The 18,874-nt window shown below is 63.5% G+C and carries 17 protein-coding genes; 13 read left to right on the top strand and 4 right to left on the bottom strand.

Annotated elements, in window-relative coordinates; translation table 11 throughout:
* Positions 1–179: 179 nt before the first annotated feature.
* Positions 180–1,691 carry a Do family serine endopeptidase gene (locus tag KIP88_RS08110; protein ID WP_214487375.1) on the top strand — a complete coding sequence of 504 codons (1,512 nt, stop codon included), beginning with the start codon at positions 180–182 and terminating at the stop codon, positions 1,689–1,691.
* A gap of 246 nt (positions 1,692–1,937) precedes the next feature.
* On the opposite strand, the gene KIP88_RS08105 is transcribed toward KIP88_RS08110, so the two are convergent.
* Together KIP88_RS08105 and serB are read right to left on the bottom strand one after the other, a co-directional pair.
* Positions 1,938–2,837: a restriction endonuclease gene (locus tag KIP88_RS08105; RefSeq protein WP_214487374.1), complete on the bottom strand. Its 900-nt coding sequence runs from the start codon at positions 2,835–2,837 to the stop codon at positions 1,938–1,940.
* Between the two features lie 98 nt (positions 2,838–2,935).
* Positions 2,936–3,838 carry a phosphoserine phosphatase SerB gene (serB, locus tag KIP88_RS08100; RefSeq protein ID WP_214487373.1) on the bottom strand — a complete coding sequence of 301 codons (903 nt, stop codon included), beginning with the start codon at positions 3,836–3,838 and terminating at the stop codon, positions 2,936–2,938.
* On the opposite strand from serB, the gene miaA reads away from it, so the two are divergent.
* The 8 genes from miaA to ilvC all read left to right on the top strand — a co-directional run bounded on the left by miaA (position 3,837) and on the right by ilvC (position 12,306).
* Complete coding sequence (miaA, locus tag KIP88_RS08095; RefSeq protein WP_214487372.1) at positions 3,837–4,766, top strand: tRNA (adenosine(37)-N6)-dimethylallyltransferase MiaA; 930 nt, start codon at positions 3,837–3,839, stop codon at positions 4,764–4,766. The genes serB and miaA overlap by 2 nt on opposite strands.
* Before the next feature lie 773 nt (positions 4,767–5,539).
* Positions 5,540–7,315, top strand: coding sequence for an acetolactate synthase 3 large subunit (locus KIP88_RS08090; RefSeq protein ID WP_214487371.1), 1,776 nt, complete (start codon positions 5,540–5,542; stop codon positions 7,313–7,315).
* 14 nt (positions 7,316–7,329) lie between these two features.
* Positions 7,330–8,316 carry a threonine dehydratase gene (locus KIP88_RS08085; protein ID WP_214487370.1) on the top strand — a complete coding sequence of 329 codons (987 nt, stop codon included), beginning with the start codon at positions 7,330–7,332 and terminating at the stop codon, positions 8,314–8,316.
* Between the two features lie 25 nt (positions 8,317–8,341).
* On the top strand, positions 8,342–8,884 hold the full coding sequence (gene ilvN / locus KIP88_RS08080) for an acetolactate synthase small subunit (RefSeq protein WP_214487369.1): 543 nt from the start codon (positions 8,342–8,344) through the stop codon (positions 8,882–8,884).
* Positions 8,885–8,887: 3 nt separating this feature from the next.
* Positions 8,888–9,583: a class I SAM-dependent methyltransferase gene (locus KIP88_RS08075; RefSeq protein ID WP_214487368.1), complete on the top strand. Its 696-nt coding sequence runs from the start codon at positions 8,888–8,890 to the stop codon at positions 9,581–9,583.
* A 38-nt stretch (positions 9,584–9,621) separates the two neighbouring features.
* Positions 9,622–10,530, top strand: coding sequence for an EamA family transporter (locus KIP88_RS08070; RefSeq protein WP_214487367.1), 909 nt, complete (start codon positions 9,622–9,624; stop codon positions 10,528–10,530).
* A 7-nt stretch (positions 10,531–10,537) separates the two neighbouring features.
* On the top strand, positions 10,538–11,140 hold the full coding sequence (locus tag KIP88_RS08065) for a LysE family translocator (RefSeq protein WP_214487366.1): 603 nt from the start codon (positions 10,538–10,540) through the stop codon (positions 11,138–11,140).
* Between the two features lie 146 nt (positions 11,141–11,286).
* A complete protein-coding gene (gene ilvC / locus KIP88_RS08060) occupies positions 11,287–12,306 on the top strand; it encodes a ketol-acid reductoisomerase (RefSeq protein WP_214487365.1) in 1,020 nt (339 codons plus the stop codon).
* Between the two features lie 467 nt (positions 12,307–12,773).
* Here the strand turns inward: ilvC and KIP88_RS08055 are convergent, their stop codons facing one another.
* Positions 12,774–13,859 (bottom strand): DUF2336 domain-containing protein, encoded by a 1,086-nt coding sequence (locus tag KIP88_RS08055; RefSeq protein WP_214487364.1) that lies wholly within the window; start codon positions 13,857–13,859, stop codon positions 12,774–12,776.
* A 453-nt stretch (positions 13,860–14,312) separates the two neighbouring features.
* On the opposite strand from KIP88_RS08055, the gene KIP88_RS08050 reads away from it, so the two are divergent.
* Together KIP88_RS08050 and KIP88_RS08045 are read left to right on the top strand one after the other, a co-directional pair.
* Positions 14,313–15,164 carry an SDR family oxidoreductase gene (locus KIP88_RS08050; RefSeq protein WP_214487363.1) on the top strand — a complete coding sequence of 284 codons (852 nt, stop codon included), beginning with the start codon at positions 14,313–14,315 and terminating at the stop codon, positions 15,162–15,164.
* The gene (locus tag KIP88_RS08045; protein WP_214487362.1) at positions 15,161–15,418 is read left to right on the top strand and encodes a hypothetical protein; all 258 of its coding nucleotides are present in this window, start codon (positions 15,161–15,163) and stop codon (positions 15,416–15,418) included. The genes KIP88_RS08050 and KIP88_RS08045 overlap by 4 nt, the downstream gene beginning before the upstream one ends.
* Position 15,419: 1 nt before the next feature.
* On the opposite strand, the gene KIP88_RS08040 is transcribed toward KIP88_RS08045, so the two are convergent.
* Positions 15,420–16,037: a hypothetical protein gene (locus tag KIP88_RS08040; protein WP_214487361.1), complete on the bottom strand. Its 618-nt coding sequence runs from the start codon at positions 16,035–16,037 to the stop codon at positions 15,420–15,422.
* 235 nt (positions 16,038–16,272) lie between these two features.
* Between KIP88_RS08040 and KIP88_RS08035 the strand changes: the two genes are divergently transcribed.
* On the top strand, positions 16,273–16,962 hold the full coding sequence (locus KIP88_RS08035) for a TetR/AcrR family transcriptional regulator (protein ID WP_214487360.1): 690 nt from the start codon (positions 16,273–16,275) through the stop codon (positions 16,960–16,962).
* 184 nt (positions 16,963–17,146) lie between these two features.
* Positions 17,147–18,856: a sulfatase-like hydrolase/transferase gene (locus tag KIP88_RS08030; protein WP_214487359.1), complete on the top strand. Its 1,710-nt coding sequence runs from the start codon at positions 17,147–17,149 to the stop codon at positions 18,854–18,856.
* Positions 18,857–18,874: the final 18 nt, after the last annotated feature.

Below are 18,874 nucleotides of genomic sequence, written 5' to 3'. Positions count from 1 at the left end.
AATTTGCTTCGCGCGCTTGGAATGACGACGTCCCAGGGACGCAAGTAGCTGTGGCGTCAACGTAATCGTGAGCCGCCTGGGCCCGGTTTTTCGCCGGAATGTCAGGCGCAGATGCTTGCGCCTCGGACCGGTTCGGGCGCACTGTGGACCCGTATTCACCCCCTTGGAGATAAGCCGACATGACCGGTGCCAGACCCGCCTTGAGCCGCCGCCTGCGCCTGATGGGGATTGCGATCTCGCTCAGTGCCGCCAGCTTGCTGGCGTCGGTGCCGGCTAGCGCGCGCGGGCCGGACGGCATCGCCGACATTGCCGAAAAGGTGATCGACTCCGTCGTCAATATCTCGACCTCGCAGAACGTCGAGGCCAAAGGCGGTGGCAACAACAGGGAAGCGATGCCGCAATTGCCGCCGGGCTCGCCGTTCGAAGAGTTCTTCGACGATTTCTTCAAGAACCGTCGCGGCGGCGCCCCCAAGGACGGCGACAAGAGCGGTGAGATGCAGCGACGCAAGACCAATTCGCTCGGCTCCGGTTTCATCATCGACGCCACGGGCGTCGTCGTCACCAACAATCACGTCATCGCGGATGCCGACGAGATCAACGTGATCATGAATGACGGCACCAAGATCAGGGCCGAGCTGGTCGGCGTCGACAAGAAGACCGACATCGCGGTGCTGAAGTTCAAGCCGGTGAAGCCGGTGAACGCGGTGAAGTTCGGCGATTCCGACAAGCTGCGGCTCGGCGAATGGGTGATCGCGATCGGCAATCCGTTCAGCCTCGGCGGTTCGGTCACGGCCGGCATCGTGTCGGCGCGCAACCGCGACATCAGCCAGGGCCCGTATGACAGCTACATACAGACCGATGCATCGATCAATCGCGGTAATTCCGGCGGGCCGCTGTTCAACCTCGAAGGCGAGGTGGTCGGTGTCAACACGTTGATCATTTCGCCGACCGGCGGTTCGATCGGTCTCGGCTTCGCGGTGCCGTCGAAGACGGTGGCAGGCGTGGTCGATCAGCTTCGGCAGTTCGGCGAACTGCGCCGCGGCTGGCTCGGCGTGCGGATCCAGCAGGTCACCGACGAAATCGCCGAAAGCCTCAACATCAAGCCCGCCCGCGGCGCGCTGGTTGCCGGTGTCGACGACAAGGGGCCGGCCAAGCCCGCCGGCATCGAGCCCGGCGACGTCGTCGTCAAGTTCGACGGCAAGGACGTCAAGGACCCGAAGGATCTCTCTCGCGTCGTCGCTGACACCGCGGTCGGCAAGGAAGTCGACGTGGTCATCATCCGCAAGGGCAAGGAGGAAAGCCGCAAGGTCACGCTCGGCCGCCTCGAGGACAACGAAAAGGTGCAGCAGGCCGCTGCCAAGACCAAGGAAGACCCCGCCGAGAAGCCGGTGACGCAAAAGGCGCTCGGCCTCGATCTCGCCGCGCTGAGCAAGGACCTGCGCACGAAGTACAAGATCAAGGACAGCGTCAAGGGCGTGATCGTCACCGGTGTCGATGGCAACTCCGATGCCGCCGAAAAGCGGCTCTCCGCCGGCGACGTCATCGTCGAGGTGGCGCAGGAAGCGGTCACTAACGCCGCCGACATCAAGAAGCGCGTCGATCAGCTCAAGAAGGACGGCAAGAAGTCGGTGCTGCTGCTGGTCTCGAACGGCGAAGGCGAATTGCGCTTCGTCGCGCTGAGTGTGCAGTAAAGCTGGTGTGACCTCCGCTGGCCGCTCCACACGACCATGTCGTCCCTGCGAACGCAGGGACCCATACGCCGCGGCCGGTGTAAAGGGCAGGCGGGAAGACGGCTTCGCCTCAGCAGCCCACCGTCCCAGTTGATTGACGCAGAGCATAAGCCACCGCGCCTCATCGAGGGATCACGCGGTATGGGTCCCTGCGTTCGCAGGGACGACGTCGAGTCTGTATCAACGAACTCCCCGCGCCGATAAGCCTCACGTGAGCGAGACCACGGCCAGAAAGTGGATTGGCTCAAGGCGAAGCTTCGATCGCCTGACTTCGGGGATCTTGCTGTAATGCTGCAGCCAAAGTTCGAGAAAGCGGTCGAGGTCGACCAGTTCGATGTGAACGGCGCCATTGCCGGCTTCGCGACGCGCCTCCCTTGAGAAGCCACCGGAAGAAACAAACAGCCCAATTTCCCGATCGCCCCGGATGATGCCTCGAAGTGCTGCGACATCTTCACGCGAAGCTGTCTGGTCTCGATGCTTCACCTGAACCCGGATATGCGGCGTCTGCGCGCCCAAGGGATCGATATAGGCAAGGATATCCGTCCCTCCATCCGAGCCTGGTTTTGAAACCGTGCTTGTGGCGTATCCCATCCCTTCAAGCAGCGCCGCCACGAGGTTCTGGAATTCGTAGCCCGAGAGGGTGTCGAGATAGGTGTCGATTTCCTCGCGGGCCTTTTCCTTGGCATCTTCGAACAGAACCGAAGTGTCGAGCGGCGGCGTTTCGTCGACAGCGGTTGCAATTCCAGCGGTCTTTACCTTCTGGTGGCTCCAACGCCATTCCCGGTAGCGGGACCGCATCAGCCGCTTGAGTTCGTAATCCGGCAGGGTCACAAACTTCTGACCCTCATCCGTCACCCGCCAGCGTCCGTCCGACTTGACGAGCAATACAGCTTTCGTCGCTGCGACAGAGTGGAAATGCAGGGTGGCTCGCCACCGGGGCAGTCCCGATCCCTTCATCGTCTCCTTGTCGAAATCATCCAGGGGCAGCTTTGATTCGATCTCTGCGTAGATGTCGCGTGGACGCATGCCGTCCGGGTGAGCCCTTAAGAGTCCAAGCACGAATTTGATGAACGAAACGCCACGATCAACCGTCTTAGGTTGGCTCATTGCGACCCCTTAAGATGCTTCTTTTGTGCAAGCTACTTAAGGTTGCTCATCGTCGCAATAGGTTCACGTTGCTGGCGTGAGCAACAAACCAATTTCAATTAGTCCGCGAACTCGTCGCGCCGATAGCCCTGCGCATATAGCAATGCAGTGAGATCGCCGTAGTCGATCCGCGCGGCGGCGGCGGCGGCGACCGCGGGCTTGGCGTGATAGGCGACGCCGAGCCCCGCAGCCTGGATCATGCCGAGATCGTTGGCGCCGTCGCCGGTCACCAGCGTGTCGATTTCGTCGAGGTCGAACGATTCGCGAAGCTCGATCAGCGTTGCCAGCTTGGTGGCGCGGCCGAGGATCGGCTCGGCGACTTCGCCGGTGAACTTGCCGTCGCGAACCCCGAGTTCGTTGGCGCGGTTCTCCTGGAAGCCGATTTTTGCGGCGACCGCATTGGTGAACAGCGTGAAGCCGCCCGAGATCAGGCAGGTGTAAGCGCCGTTGGCACGCATGGTCATGACCAGCTCGCGGCCTCCCGCCGTCGGCGTGATGCGTTTTGCCAGCACCTCGTCGACCACGCTGACCGGGAGGTCTTTCAAGAGCGCGACGCGCTCGCGTAGCGCCGGCTCGAATTCGATCTCGCCGCGCATCGCCCGTTCGGTGATCCCAGCGACATGCGCCTTCAGCCCGGCGAAATCGGCCAACTCGTCGATGCATTCCTGGCCGATCATGGTGGAATCCATGTCCGCCAGAAAAAGCTTCTTGCGCCTGAAGGCCACAGGCTGCACGACGATGTCGATCGGCAGGTCGCCGCGCGCCGCTTGCAGGCGGGTTTCGATCGCCTTGATGTCATCAGGGCTCTTGACCTGATAGTCGAAGGGAATGTCGACTGCCACTTCGTCGAACAACCATTGCGCCGTGCCGGGCGAGGGGAGAACGGCCAGCGCGCCGTCGACGATGGTGGTGTCGAGCGCGGGATTGGCCGGGTTGCAGATGAGGGTGGCGACGAGGGACATGCAGGCGAATTCGCTTAGTTTGAGCAAGGCCGTGCTTATCGCAGGGCCGACCGCCAGCGGCAAGTCGGCCCTGGCGCTCGAATTGGCGCAAAAGACCGGCGGAATCGTCATCAACACCGATTCCATGCAGGTCTATCGCGATCTCCGCATCATCACGGCGCGGCCGACGGTGGAGGAGGAGGCCCGCGCGCCGCACCGGCTCTATGGCCATGTCGATGCATCGGTCAATTTCTCGGCGGGGGCCTGGGTGGCGGATGCTGCCAAGGTGCTGGCGGAGGCGCGTGCGGAAAAGCGCTTGGCCGTCTTCATCGGCGGCTCCGGCCTATACTTCAAGGCATTGACGCGTGGTCTCTCCGCAGTGCCGCCGATTCCACCCGATGTGCGCGAAGCCGTTCGCGCCCGGCTGGAGCGCGACGGTGTCGAAGCGCTGCACACTGAGCTGGCGCGGCGCGATCCCGTCTCGGCCGAACGCCTGAAGCCGCGCGACCGCACGCGGATTGCCCGCGCGCTGGAGGTCGTCGAAGCCACCGGCCGTACGCTGCCCGACTGGCATCAGGAAGGCCTGCCGCCGCTGCTGCCTCGGAGCGAATTCACCGCCCTGTTCCTCGCGCCCGAACGGGATCAGCTTTATGCGCGGATCGATGCGCGGTTCGACGCGATGCTGACCGCTGGCGCGCTGGATGAGGTCGCCGCACTGGCCGCGCGAAACCTCGATCCCTTGCTGCCGGCGATGAAGGCCCATGGCGTACCGGTGCTGATCCACTACCTCCGCAGCGAGATCACGCGCGAAGAGGCCGCCGAAATCGGCCGCGCCGACACCCGCCATTACGCCAAGCGGCAATTCACCTGGTTCCGGCATCAGCTGCCGGAGTTCGAATGGGTGAAGCCGGAGGCGGCGAGGGGGTGGCTGGAAGCACGGACCGCGTAGCCCGGATGGAGCGCAGCGCAATCCGGGATTCACTCTCCCGGTCCCCGGGTTGCGCTTCGCTCCACCCGGGCTACGGGCCGCCGGCTACGAGCGAGGGCAGCGAGGGGGTGGGTGGAAGCACGGACCGCGTAGCCCGGATGGAGCGCAGCGAAATCCGGGATTCTCTCTGCGGCTCCCGGCCCCGGGTTGCGCTTCGCTCCACCCGGGCTACGGGCCGCCGGCTACGAGCGAGGGCAGCGAGGGGGTGGGGGGAAGCACGGGACCGCGTAGCCCGGATGGAGCGAAGCGCAATCCGGGATTCGCTCAGCAGGCACCAGCCCCGGATTACGCTGCGCTCCAGGCCACGAGCCTCCCCGCATGGCTGCACGCATGAAATTCCCACTCGCCGAACGGCCGGAACGCCGCTAAGCTGCAAAAATCGCGCTAAAGGCGTCCTTCCCTTGACTTCCGGGGAGCGGGCGGTATAACCGCGCAATCTTTGGGAAGTCCGGGTCGCCAAATGCGTAATATTATTACCAAACTCCTTATCGTAGTCGTACCCAGGCGCACCGCCGGGGGTGGCTGAGGCCATCCCAAATTCAGGCGGTGTGCATGGGGCCTCTCGGGCCCTTTTTTTATTCCCAGAGCATGATCCGGAAAAGTGGGAACCGGTTTTCCGAAAAGATCATGCTCAAACAAGAAGATAGAGCGAGATGACGCTTCGAAGAAACGTCATCTGGCTCTGAAACTCAAAACCGAAGAAAGCCGCGCCAGCAGCGCATCCGGAGCAGACCATGACCGACAAGAGCCACGATCCGAACCAGATGACCGGCGCCGCGATGATCGTGCGCGCGCTCATCGATCATGGCGTCCAGCATCTGTTCGGCTATCCCGGCGGCGCGGTGCTTCCGATCTATGACGAGATTTTCCAGCAGAGCGACGTCGAGCACATTCTGGTGCGGCACGAGCAGGGCGCCGGCCATGCGGCCGAAGGCTATGCGCGCTCGACCGGCAAGCCCGGCGTGGTGCTGGTGACGTCGGGTCCCGGCGCCACCAACATGGTGACGCCGCTGACCGACGCGCTGATGGATTCGATTCCGCTGGTCTGCATCACCGGGCAAGTTCCTACACATCTGATCGGCAACGACGCGTTCCAGGAATGCGACACCGTCGGCATCACCCGTCCCTGCACCAAGCACAACTGGCTGGTGCGCGACGTCAACGATCTGGCCAAGGTGCTGCACGAGGCGTTCTATGTCGCGACCACGGGCCGTCCCGGACCCGTGCTGGTCGACGTGCCCAAGGACGTGCAGTTTGCAACCGGCACGTATCATCCGCCGCGCAGGGACGACGTGCACGTTTCCTACACGCCGCGGGTGAAGGGCGATGCGGCTCAGATTCGCAAGGCTGTGGCGCTGCTGGCTTCCGCCAAGCGGCCGGTGATCTACTCCGGCGGCGGCGTCATCAATTCGGGGCTCGAGGCGTCCAAGCTGTTGCGCGAGCTGGTCGAGGTCACGGGATTCCCGATCACCTCGACCCTGATGGGCCTCGGCGCCTATCCGGCCACGGGGAAGAACTGGCTGGGCATGCTCGGCATGCACGGCACCTACGAGTCCAACATGGCGATGCATGGTTGCGACGTCATGCTGTGCGTCGGCGCGCGCTTCGACGACCGCATCACCGGGCGTGTCGATGCGTTCTCGCCGGGCTCGAAGAAGATCCACATCGACATCGATCCGTCCTCGATCAACAAGAACATTCATGTCGACGTGCCGATCATCGGCGACGCCGGCAATGTGCTCGGCGACCTGCTGCAGGTGTTCAAGGCAGAAGCAAAGAAGCCCGACATCAAGAGCTGGTGGCAGGAGATTGCCACCTGGCGCGCGCGCAATTCGTTGGCCTACAAGAAGAGCAACGACGTCATCCTGCCGCAGCACGCCATTCAGAAGCTGTTCGAGGCGACGCGTGGCCATGACACCTACATCACGACCGAAGTCGGCCAGCACCAGATGTGGGCGGCGCAGTTCTTCGGGTTCGAGGAGCCGCACCGCTGGATGACGTCGGGCGGTCTCGGCACCATGGGCTACGGCCTGCCGGCCGCGCTCGGCGTGCAGGTCGCGCATCGCGACAGCCTCGTGATCGACATCGCGGGTGATGCCTCGGTGCAGATGACGATGCAGGAGATGTCGACGGCGGTTCAGTATGAACTGCCGATCAAGATCTTCATCCTGAACAACCAGTACATGGGCATGGTGCGGCAGTGGCAGCAGCTGCTGCACGGCAACCGGCTGTCGCATTCCTACTCCGAAGCGCTGCCGGATTTCGTCAAGCTCGCGGACGCGTTCGGCTGCGTCGGCCTGCAGGCGATCAAGCCTGGCGATCTCGACGGCGCGCTCAAGGAGATGATCAAGGTCAAGCGGCCGGTGCTGTTCGATTGCCGTGTCGCTGCGCTGGAAAACTGCTTCCCGATGATTCCGTCCGGCAAGGCGCATAACGAAATGCTGCTGCCGGCGGAAGCCACCGACGAAGCTACCGCCGCGGCGTTCGCCGGCGGCAAGGCGCTGGTGTGAGGTGAAGCATTCCCATGTTTGACCTCAAAGAGCTCGAACGCGCGCATGAGATTGTGGGGCAGGCGGTGCCGCCGACGGCGGCGCATGCCTGGCCGTTGCTGAGCGAGCGCCTCGGCGCCAATGTCGTGGTCAAGCATGAGAACCACACGCCGATCGGCGCGTTCAAGGTGCGCGGCGGGCTGGTCTATCTCGACCGGTTGAAGCGGGAGCGGCCGAACACGCCTGGAATCATTTCCGCCACGCGCGGCAATCACGGGCAGAGTCTTGCGTTCGCCGCCGGCCGTCATGGCGTTCGCGCGTTGATCTATGTCCCGAAAGGCAATTCGGTGGAGAAGAACCGCGCCATGCGCGCGTTCGGCGCCGAACTGGTCGAGCATGGCGAGGATTTTCAGGCGGCAGCTGAAGAAGCCCAGCGCCGCGCCCAGTTCGACGGCCTTCACATGGTGCCGTCGTTTCATCCCGACCTCGTGCTCGGCGTCGCGACCTATGCGCTCGAATTGCTGCGCGCGGCGCCTGACCTCGACGTGCTCTATGTGCCGATCGGGCAGGGCTCTGGGATCTGCGGCTGCATCATGGCGCGCGATCTGCTTGGGCTGAAGACTGAGATCGTCGGCGTGCAGTCGACCGAAGCGCCATCCTACGCGCTGTCGTTTGCGGCCGGCATGGTCGTCACAACCGAGACCAGCAACACGCTGGCCGACGGCATGGCCACCCGCGTTCCCGTTGCCGAAGCGCTTGCGGTCATTCGCAAAGGCGCCTCGCGCATCGTGCAGGTCACGGACGATGAGGTCGCAGCAGCCGTCCGCGCCTACTGGACCGACACGCACAACCTCGCCGAAGGCGCCGGCGCGGCTGCGCTGGCCGCGGCGCTGCAGGAGAAGGCAAAGCTCGCCGGCAAGCGCGTCGGCCTGATCCTGAGCGGCGGCAATATCGATTTCGATCTGTTCCGAAAATGGATCGGGACGGACATCACTGCTACCGCCCAACGGGCGATGGCGTGACGAGAGGACATTTGAGGGGACGACAATGAACCAGCCCGCATCAGCCTACTTCCTGGAAGAGCGCCATGATCCCAACGAGACGCACACGCTCTCGGTCCTGGTGCAGAACGAGCCGGGCGTGCTCGCGCGCGTGATCGGTCTGTTCTCCGGCCGCGGCTACAACATCGACAGTCTCACAGTGTCGGAAACCGAGAGCCAGAAACATCTCTCGCGCATCACCATCGTCACGACGGGTACGCCGATGGTGATCGAGCAGATCAAGCACCAGCTCGATCGCATGGTGCCGGTCTATCGCGTCGTCGACATGACGATCACCGGCCGCTCCATCGAGCGGGAACTCGCCATGGTGAAAGTGCGCGGCGGCGGCGACCACCGGGTCGAGGCGCTGCGGCTGGCGGATGCGTTCCGCGCCCGCGTGATCGACGCCACGACCGAGAGTTTTGTGTTCGAGATCACAGGCAATTCTTCCAAGATCAATCAATTTATCGACCTGATGCGCCCGCTCGGCCTTGTCGAGGTGTCGCGTACTGGCGTTGCTGCGATCGGGCGCGGGCCTGAGGGGATGTGAAACATGCTGGCGCGGGACTGGTATTACAATCAACGGCGGCAGCTCGGGCTCGATTCCGCGGTCGCCTCGATCTACGACCGGCATGACGACAGCGACCTCCGCGCCCGCGCGGCGCTGACCATGCTCGGCGTGCAGAAGGGCTGGCGGGTGGCCGATATCGGCTGCGGCAACGGTGTGCTGGCCTGCGAAGGCGCCCTGATGGGCGCCGAAGTCGATGCGATCGACATTTCGCCGGCGATGCTGGCGCTCGCCAACATCCAGGCCCGCGACCGCAAGGTGGCGATCCGCACCCAGCCGGCCGGCATGCTGAGCTTTGCCTACCAACCGAATTCCTATGACCTGATCGTCAGCGAATTCACGCTGCATCATCTGCCTGACTTCTGGAAGGCGGTGGCGCTGGCGAGAATCTATGCGGCGCTGAAGCCCGGCGCCAATTTCTACCTGCGCGACATCGTGTTCGTCAGCATGCCCGACGGCACTGAGCGCGATGTCGAGCAGTGGGCCGATTTCACCATCAAGAACCACGATTTCCAGCGCGAGGGCGTGGTCACCCATATGCGCGACGAATACTCGACCTTCGGCTGGGTGATCGAGCGGATGCTGACCGACGTCGGCTTCACGCTGGAATCGGTCGACTATCACGCGCCCCTCCACGGCACCTATCTCCTGCGCAAACCAAAGCCGGACCAACAGAGCTAAGAAAAACCAACAGAGCCCAGAAACAACAGAGCCAACAAATGAAACCGGCCGATGTCTGCATCGCCGTCCTGGTGGCGGTGATCTGGGGGCTTGCCTTCGTCGCGAGCCGGATTGCGCTCAATGAATTTTCGCCGGAACTGATGACGACGCTGCGCTTTGCCATCGCCGCCTTGCCCTGCCTGTTCGTGGCACGGCCGAAGGTTTCATGGATGGTGCTGGTCTCGATCAGCTTCACGCTGTTCCTCGGGCAGTTTCTGGCGCAAGCCTTTGCCATCGCCCACGGCGTTCCCGTCGGCCTCTCCAGCGTGATCGTGCAGAGCCAGGCGCTGTTCACCATCGGCTTTGCCGCGCTGCTGTTCCGCGAGCGGCCGGGCGCGTGGCAGACGGTGGGCATCGGTATCGCCACGGTCGGCCTGCTGATGATCTGCGGCACCGTCGGTTACGATTTCAGCGTCGGTGCCTTCGCGATTCTGATGATCTCTCCGCTCAGCTTCGCGGCCGGCAATTTGCTGCTCCGGCGCGCGGCTGATGTGCCGATGTTCGACCTGTTCGCGTGGCTGTGCCTGGTCGCGGCGGTGCCCTTAGTTGCACTGACGCTGGTCAGCAACGGCCCGCAGCCGACCTGGCATGCGCTGACCCACATGTCGCTGACCGGCCTGATGTGCATGATCGGCCTCGGCGGCGTCTCCACCAGCATCGCCTACTGGCTGTGGGGGAGGCTGCTGCGCGATTATCCCGCGGCGCAGGTGGTGCCGTTCGCGCTGCTGGTGCCGTTCGTCGGTTCCGCCGCCTCGAGCGTGGTGTTCGGCGAAACGTTCGGGCCGCTTCGGCTGGCCGGCATGGTCACGGTGGTGGGCGGTATCGCCGTCATGCTGCTGTCGAAGCGTCCCAAGGATTCAGAAGATCCCAAGGCCTTAGAAAAACAAGTTCTGCCAAAGATCGCGTGAGGCCCCCATGTCGCATTCGCTTTTGATCGCCTTCGTGATGTTCGCCACCGTGATGTTCTTCACGCCGGGGCCGAACAACATCATGCTGCTGTCGTCGGGGCTGACCTACGGCTTCCGCCCCACCATCCCGCACATCATGGGCATCACGGTCGGCTTCGCCTTCATGGTCGGCGCGGTCGGCCTCGGGCTCGGGACCATCTTCATCGCCTATCCGGTGCTGCAGACCATCCTGAAATATGCCGGTGTGGCCTATCTGGTCTATCTGGCCTGGGCGATTGCGATGTCCGAACCGCCGTCCGCGGATCAGGACAGTCGTGGCCGTCCGATGACGTTCTGGGGCGCGGCCATGTTCCAGTGGGTCAATGCCAAGGGCTGGGTTATGGTGATCGGCACCATTACCGCCTATGCGGCGATCGCCGCCTATCCCTGGAACATCGCGATTCAGGTCAGCTTGAGCCTGATCCTGGGTGTCCTGTCCTGCACCACCTGGGCCCTGTTCGGCACCGCGCTGCGGCCGGTCCTGACCTCCCGGCGGGCGGTGCGGGCCTTCAACATCGTCATGGCGGTGCTGCTCTTGGCCTCGCTCTATCCGGTCTTCATGGACGCATGATGCCGCACTGGGCCATGCAGAAACGGGTTTCCCCTAAAGCGGAAAATGCTCTAGACAACGCCGGAAATTCGCGGGCGACCGGCGGTCCTATTCCTCCAAATGCCTGATTAACCGGCCGATTTGGCCATCGATTAAGGAAACGACCCATGCGTGTTTATTACGATCGCGACGCCGACCTGAACCTGATCAAGGGCAAGAAGGTGGTCATCGTCGGCTACGGCAGCCAGGGCCACGCCCATGCGCTGAACCTGAAGGATTCCGGCGTCAAGGAAGTGGCGATTGCGCTGCGCAAGGGCTCGGCCTCGGCCAAGAAGGCGGAAGCCGCCGGCTTCAAGGTGATGGAAGTCGCCGAAGCCGCCAAATGGGCCGACCTCGTGATGATGCTGACCCCCGACGAACTGCAGGGCGACATCTACCGCGAGCACCTGCACGACAACATGAAGAAGGGCGCGGCGCTCGTCTTCGCCCACGGCCTCAACGTCCATTTCAACCTGCTCGACCCGCGCGCCGACCTCGACGTGCTGATGATCGCCCCGAAGGGCCCCGGCCACACCGTCCGCTCGGAATACCAGCGCGGCGGCGGCGTGCCCTGCCTGATCGCGATCGCCAAGGACGTTTCCGGCAATGCCCATGACCTCGGCCTGAGCTACGCCTCGGCGATCGGCGGCGGCCGCGCCGGCATCATCGAGACCTCGTTCAAGGAAGAGTGCGAGACCGACCTGTTCGGCGAGCAGGTGGTGCTCTGCGGCGGCCTGGTCGAACTGATCAAGGGCGGCTTCGAGACGCTGGTGGAAGCCGGCTACGCCCCCGAGATGGCCTATTTCGAGTGCCTGCACGAGGTGAAGCTGATCGTCGACCTGATCTATGAAGGCGGCATCGCCAACATGAACTACTCGATCTCCAACACCGCCGAATACGGCGAGTACGTCACCGGTCCGCGCATCGTCACCGACGAGACCAAGAAAGAGATGAAGCGGGTGCTCAACGACATCCAGTCCGGCAAGTTCGCCCGCGACTGGATGCTGGAGAACAAGGTCAACCAGACCTCGTTCAAGGCGACCCGCGCCAAGCTCGCCGCCCATCCGATCGAGGAAGTCGGCGAGAAGCTCCGCGACATGATGCCGTGGATCAAGAAGGGCGCGCTGGTCGACAAGACCAAGAACTGAGGTTGGTCGATCTGTGTAGGGGTGGGCAAAGCGTAGCGTGCCCACCATTCAGGATGACCAGGTGGATAGATGGTGGGCACGGCGCAAGTGCGCCTTTGCCCACCCTACAAAGCCGGTAGCAGAACACCAAATCTTAAGCCTTGATCGGCATTGTCCGGCGAGATCGCCAACGCGGTCTCGCCGCTTCTTCGAAGGATCGATGGCTCAACTATATTCTTGAACGCGCCGCGCCGAGTGCGCCGCCCGAGCCGAAACGAAGAGCTGACGCTTCATGCACATTCTTGGTGCGAAGCAATTCGACAATTACATCAGCGACGGAAAAGCCAGCGTTTACCGAGTCAAAGCGCGATTGCTTAATCTGCATTCTCGCGCGTGAAACGAGGTCGTCGGTCGAACAGCGCGACCGGGTATCAGTTTTCCCATGCAGTAAGGCGAGGTCGACCCCGTCAAAGACGTCGGTCGACCGCCTACTTCTCGATCCTGTTGTGAAGCTGCCAGAAGCGCACGGTGCGCTGGGCCGTCTCCATCGACAGTTTCCGGTAATCGCGCTCTGCGATCTGCAGCGTCTGCTCGTTGACCGAAGGCATGACCGGCCGGTTGCGCAGGATTGACTCGACCGTCGGCCAGTTCAGGCGGGCCGACCGGCAGGGGATGAGGAGGAGGTCGGCGCGGGGGCCTTCCATCAGCCGGGCCACCATTTCGATTGGCATCTCATTGAGAAGCGCGATCGCAACCGTGACCTCGTCGAACTTTTTCGACTCGGCGAACTTGTAGACCGCCGCGTCGTCCAGCTCGTTCAGCCCCTTCATCAGCTTCACGTACTCCTCGGCGACGCCGAAGCTCCGCCCCGGAGGCGGCGTTTCGCGGGCGATCGTGTTCAAGACCTGCTTGATCTCTTCCTGAAGCGCGGGCGGCGCGATGGCCAGCAGGCGGGCGCGGACCGCATCCTTGGCGCGGCGTAGCAGATCGCGCATGCCATTTGCCGGCAAATCGCCGCGAAGGCCGAGAATCTCGACCAGTTCGTCGTCGGCGGAGGCGCGGGCGACGATGTTGGAATAACCTACCTCGGAAAACTGCGCGCCGGCATTGTTGGCCAGTTTGCGGATCACCGGGGCTTCGCCGCGATCGACGATGACGTCGGTCACGGCCGCGGGCAGGTTGGGCCGGCCTGAAATGGCGAGCAGGTGGTCCTGCCCCTTGCTGCTGGCGATCTCGACCAGCACGTCGGTCCCGAGCCGGCTGGAGCTTGCAAGCACGCTGCCGGCAACCTCGATCTCGTCGTCCCAGGCCAAATGCTGGATCACCTCGAACGGCGCGTAGTCGAGCGGCGCCAGCCGTTTCGAGAGTTCGGCCTTCGCCCGCGTTTCGACGCGCGCGATCAGGAGACAAAGCACGTCGTCGAAGACCTTGACCTGGTCGTCGCTGAGGCGATCTCCGTCATGGAGGAAGAGGTCGGTAACCTGCCGCAGGGTTTCCACCCGTTTGGCAGATGAACCGCCTCTGACGGCATCTTCGAGTTCGGCAATGATCGAGTGCGCCGGCTGTTGCACCATTGTGGGCAGCCTGTCTGGTTGTTGAAGGGTTGGTGCACAATGACGAGCCGAGCCTTACGCCGCGTTAAAGGCGCGATCCGGTAGACGTACAGACCGTCTGCACCTGAAATGTGCAATCGATTGGCCACGGCTGTCTTGAGCACACCGGCGTCGAAGCACGCCGCGCATTGCAAACGCCGCGTTCCGAATTGCTTTACCAATGCGATCGGGACGTATGCGGCGATTTCACGCGATAAATCGCCGATGTCGAACTGCATCATGCATGCGCCGCCGCTTCCGGTATCCCGGTCCGGCTGCTATCCTCTCCAAATCGTTCCCGGGAAAAATCGAATAGCAACTTGCCGAACAAGACGCCGTCAAGGTTGGCCGCACCCGTGGAGGAAGCTCACGAAGCCAGTGCTTAAGCATTCCTTCACGACGAACTTCATTAAACCTCTCACAAGGGCTTAAGTCATGAGATCTGTCGTCATCACCGGCGCGTCCACCGGCATCGGCTGGGCCAGCGCGAAACTGCTGCTCGACCGCGGTTTCCGCGTGTTCGGCAGCGTGCGCAAGCAGGCCGACGCCGACCGTCTCAGGAGCGAGTTTGGGGCGAACTTCACGCCATTGATCTTCGACGTCACCGATGAGGCCGCCGTGCTGGCCGCCGGACGCGAGGTCCGGGGCGCCCTCAACGGCGAAACGCTCGCCGGCCTCGTCAACAATGCCGGCATTGCGGTCTCAGGTCCCGTGCTCGAACTCGCCGCCGACGAATTCCGCCGCCAGATGGAGGTCAACTTCATCGGCCCGATCATCGCGACCCAGGCTTTCGGGCCGCTGCTCGGCTCCGATCCGACCCTGAAGGGGCCGAAGGGGCGGATCGTGATGATCTCCTCGGTCGCCGGCAAGAACGGCAATCCGATGACCTCGGCCTATTCCGCCTCCAAGCATGCGATCGAAGGACTGTCGGAGAGCCTGCGCCGCGAACTGATGCTGTTCGGGATCGACGTCATCATCATTGCGCCGGGCGCGGTGAAGACGCCGATCTGGGGCAAGGCCGAGGAGGTCGACATCTCCGCCTACAAGAACTCGCCGTATTTTCCGGCGCTGGAGAAAGTCCGCGCCTTCATGCTGGGCCTTGGCGCGACCGGATTGCCGGCGGAGAAGATCGCCGAGAAGGTGTTCGGAGCATTGACGTTGCCGAACCCCAAGGTGCGCTACGTGATCGTGCCGGATCCGATGCGGCTGTTGATGGCGGCGGTATTGCCCAAGCGCACCCTCGACAGGATCATCGCCAAGCGCCTCGGGCTGACGCCGCAGGGATGAAGCCGACCGTGACGACGCGCATTGGTAAGACCCACGCCGAGTTGACTCTGCTTGCAAACGCCGCGCTTCGCGCTCAACCCGGGTGCGAAACCGCTTCCGTTCCGGCCCTGTCGGCATTGTCCATTCGCGAGGGGCGAAACTGGGAGATCCCCAACGTCGTACTCGGCGACAGCCTGATCAGCGATGTCGATCGGGCTGTCATCACGGTGCACCATCAGCTCGGCCGCAAGTTCTTCTTGCTCGCGAAAAACTAGATCAACCGGCGCGAACGGTGGCTTTTGCCCGCGGCGCCATCGCGATCATTCGCAGCGCGAACACCGCCACCAGCGGAATCAGGAACAGCGCGTAGGGCGGCATGTCGGGGATCCGCTTGCCGAACGACACCATGAACTGGAACAGCAGGTAGTAGCCGCCGGCGAGATGCAGCCGGCGCCAGGCGCGCGCGCCGATCGCTGTGGCGGTGCGGTCGAACGAGGTGGCGGCCATGGCAATGATGAAGGCGTAGCCGATGCCGCCGAAGATATAGGACGCGATCGATGTTGCCGCCGCGTATCCTGCGGGATCCATCACCGCGAACGCCAAGATGGCGACCGCGTGGATGGCGTGCGAGGCGGCAAAGCTGACGCCGATATAGCGGCGGTTGCGGCGCAGCCATCGCGTCCCTGCATTGGGCCACAGCCGTGCCAGCGCTGTGCCTGCGAAGGCGAGGCAGAACAGCACCAGCGAGGTTCGCGCGGTGAAGCGGATCACCATGCGCACGCCGTCGACCTCGAAGCCCCGCATGCCGGCGATCCAGATGCTGAGTGCAAGCAGGGTCAGCGAGAGCAGGGCGAACAGCCGCCAGCCATCGAACCAGTTTTGACGTGTCGACATGTTCGTTCCCCCATTGATTGAGCCGTCATTGCGAGCGAAGCAACTTGTCCGCCGTAGCTCAACGAGCGTAGGCGGAAGCAATCCATTCTTTCTTGACGCGGTGAGATGGATTGCTTCGCTTGCGCTCGCAATGACGCGGATGGTGATGTAATCACTAGTTACATATGCGCCGCCGGATAGGTCAACCCGTGTAATCGATGCTTACATTCACAAGCCGGTGATGCTAGGAGAGGGCATGCGTCCTGCCGGCAAACCTTCTGCTGCCAAAGCCCCCGCCGCCAAGCCGCGCCGCCGCGCCTCCCGGGCGCCCGCGCCAAAGCCGTATCACCACGGCGATCTGCGGCGTGTCCTGATCGACGCCGCGCTGCAACTGGTCGGCGAGGGCGGGGCGGAGGCGGTCAGCGTCCGCGAGGCCGCCCGCCGGGCCGGCGTGTCGCCGGGGGCGCCGTTTCGGCATTTTCCGAGCCGCGACGCCCTGATGCAGGCGGTGGCGGAGGAGGCCCAGCGGCGGTTCCGCACCGAAATCGAGGCGGCGCTTGCCGGATCACCGCCCGGCGATCCGCTCGGCCGCTTTCGCTGCCTCGGGCTCGCCTATTTGCGCTGGGCGATGCGCAACCCGACCCATTTCGAAATCATTTCCAGCGGCCGCTTTTTCGATCATGACCGGGCGGCCGCCGTCAGCCGTGACAATGCCGAACTGATCGAACTGACCGAGCGGACGCTCGCCGAAGCCTTTGCGGCCGGCCAGCTCCGACCAGCGGACCTCAAGCAGATCCAGATCGCCGGGCGGGCGCTGGTCTATGGCTTTGCCCGGATGAATATCGACGGCCATTTTCCGCGCTGGGGGGTGGCAGGCTCCGAGGCCGAGCAGACCGCCGAGGCGATCCTCGATCTCTTCATCGAGGGCATCGCCAAGCGGGCGTGACGCGCCCCGGAATGACGGCGCCAAATTTACTCTGACGCGACCGCCCTTGGGCAAATTCATTGCCTGTTCATGACGATTCCACTACGTTTTTATGACACGACACAGGTTCCGGATGGGTCGTGCGTCTCCTGGTCGTCGCCAGCCAAGGCTTTGCATTGCGCCGGGTCATGTTGCGTAACCTTCCATGGCGCCCGCGCCAAATCCAGGGCCCTCCGCTACCACCCTTGCCGCCGGCCTTGCCGCGATTGGTTTCTGGCGGCTTTCGGCTGTTGCTGCACCGCACATGGCGGCGCTGGCGATCCTGCTGCAGACCGAAACCGATTTCGGCGGCCGCATGGGCTTCGCCCTGGCCTGGGGCATCCTGAACTTCTTCTTTATCGCGCTGCTGCGGCGCCCGGCGCTGTCGGGCGCGCTGTCGCTGACGCTTGTCGTGGTGCTGGTGCTGCTGTCGCGGCTCAAGCACGACGTCGTGCAGATGACCGCGAACTTCGTCGACCTGATGGTGATCGACCGCGACACCGCGGCCTACCTGTTCACGATCTTTCCCAACCTGCGCTGGAGCGTGGTCGGCGCCGCGCTCGTCATCCTGCCGCTGATGTACGCGCTGTGGTGGCTCGATCCGTTCCGCATCCGCCGCCTGCCGGCGGTGGCCGGCCTGCTGGCCGGTCTAGCCGCGCTGGCCGGTTATTCCGTCACTTGGCCGGATGAAGCCTGGCGCGGCTATTACGACGACGGCTACCTCTCCAAATTCGCCCGCTCCGGCGTGACGGCGGTTGCCGACTTCGCCAATTACGGCTTCATGGAATCGGAGGCCGCGACCGCCGAGCGGCTGAAGGTGCCGCTGGTCGATTCCTGCCATGTCGCCGGCCGCCGCCCGCACATCATCATGATCCATGACGAGTCGAGCTTCGACATCCGTCAGGCCGGTGGCGTCAAGGTGCCGCCGGGCTATGGCAGCCACTTCAAGTCCTTTGACGGCCGCGAGCGCAAGTTCATGGCCGAGAGCAGCGGCGGCGCAAGCTGGATGGCCGAGTACAACGTGCTGGCCGGCCTGTCGTCGCGCTCGTTCGGCCGCTTCTCCTATTTCGTCACCCGCATCGCGTCGGGGCGGGTCGAACGCGGATTGCCGCTGGCGCTGCGCCGCTGCGGTTACAGCACCCTCTCGCTCTATCCGGCCTACGGCGCCTTCATGGGCGCGCGCGGCTTTCAGACCTCCACGGGCATCCAGCACTTTTACGATGCGCGCGATCTCGGCGCCAAGGGCATCGAGCCGGACAGCTTCTTCTATGATAAGGCCGTCAAGCTGATCGCCGAGCAGCCGGTGAATACGCCGCTGTTCACCTTCGTCTATCTGGCCGCCAACCATTTCCCCTGGGAAACCAGGTTCCGCCCGGACCTGCTGCCGTCCTGGCGCAAGCCCGGCAACGAGCCGGTGGTCGATGAATATCTGCGCCGCCAGACCATGAGCGCCGGCGACTATGCGGGCTTCGTCGCCAGCCTGAAGAAGAAGTTCCCGGCGCAGCCGTTCCTGATCGTGCGCTACGGCGACCATCAGCCGGAGTTCTCGTCGAACTTGCTGGATCCCGGCCTGGACGAAGCCAAGGTCGCCCGCAAGTTCAATACCTATGATCCGCGCTACTTCACCACCTATTACGCGATCGACGCCATCAATTTCGAGCCGGTGAAGAGTCCCGCCGTCATGGACACGATCGACGCACCCTATCTGCCGCTGGTGATCCAGGAAGCCGCCGGCATTCCGCTCGACCCGTCCTTCGAGGAGCAAAAGAACATTATGCTCCGCTGCAAGGGTGTATTCTACGCCTGCAAGGACGGCGCCGAGGTGCGCAGGTTCAATCGGTTATTGATCGAGGCAGGTTTCATCAAAGGGCTCTAAGCATGATCCGGAAAAGTG

Origin of the sequence: Bradyrhizobium sp. SRL28 (assembly GCF_018596315.1) — a bacterium.
Lineage (GTDB): Bacteria > Pseudomonadota > Alphaproteobacteria > Rhizobiales > Xanthobacteraceae > Bradyrhizobium.
The sequence above is the reverse complement of the archived record's forward strand: the minus strand, read 5'-3'. Positions and strand labels throughout refer to the sequence as shown.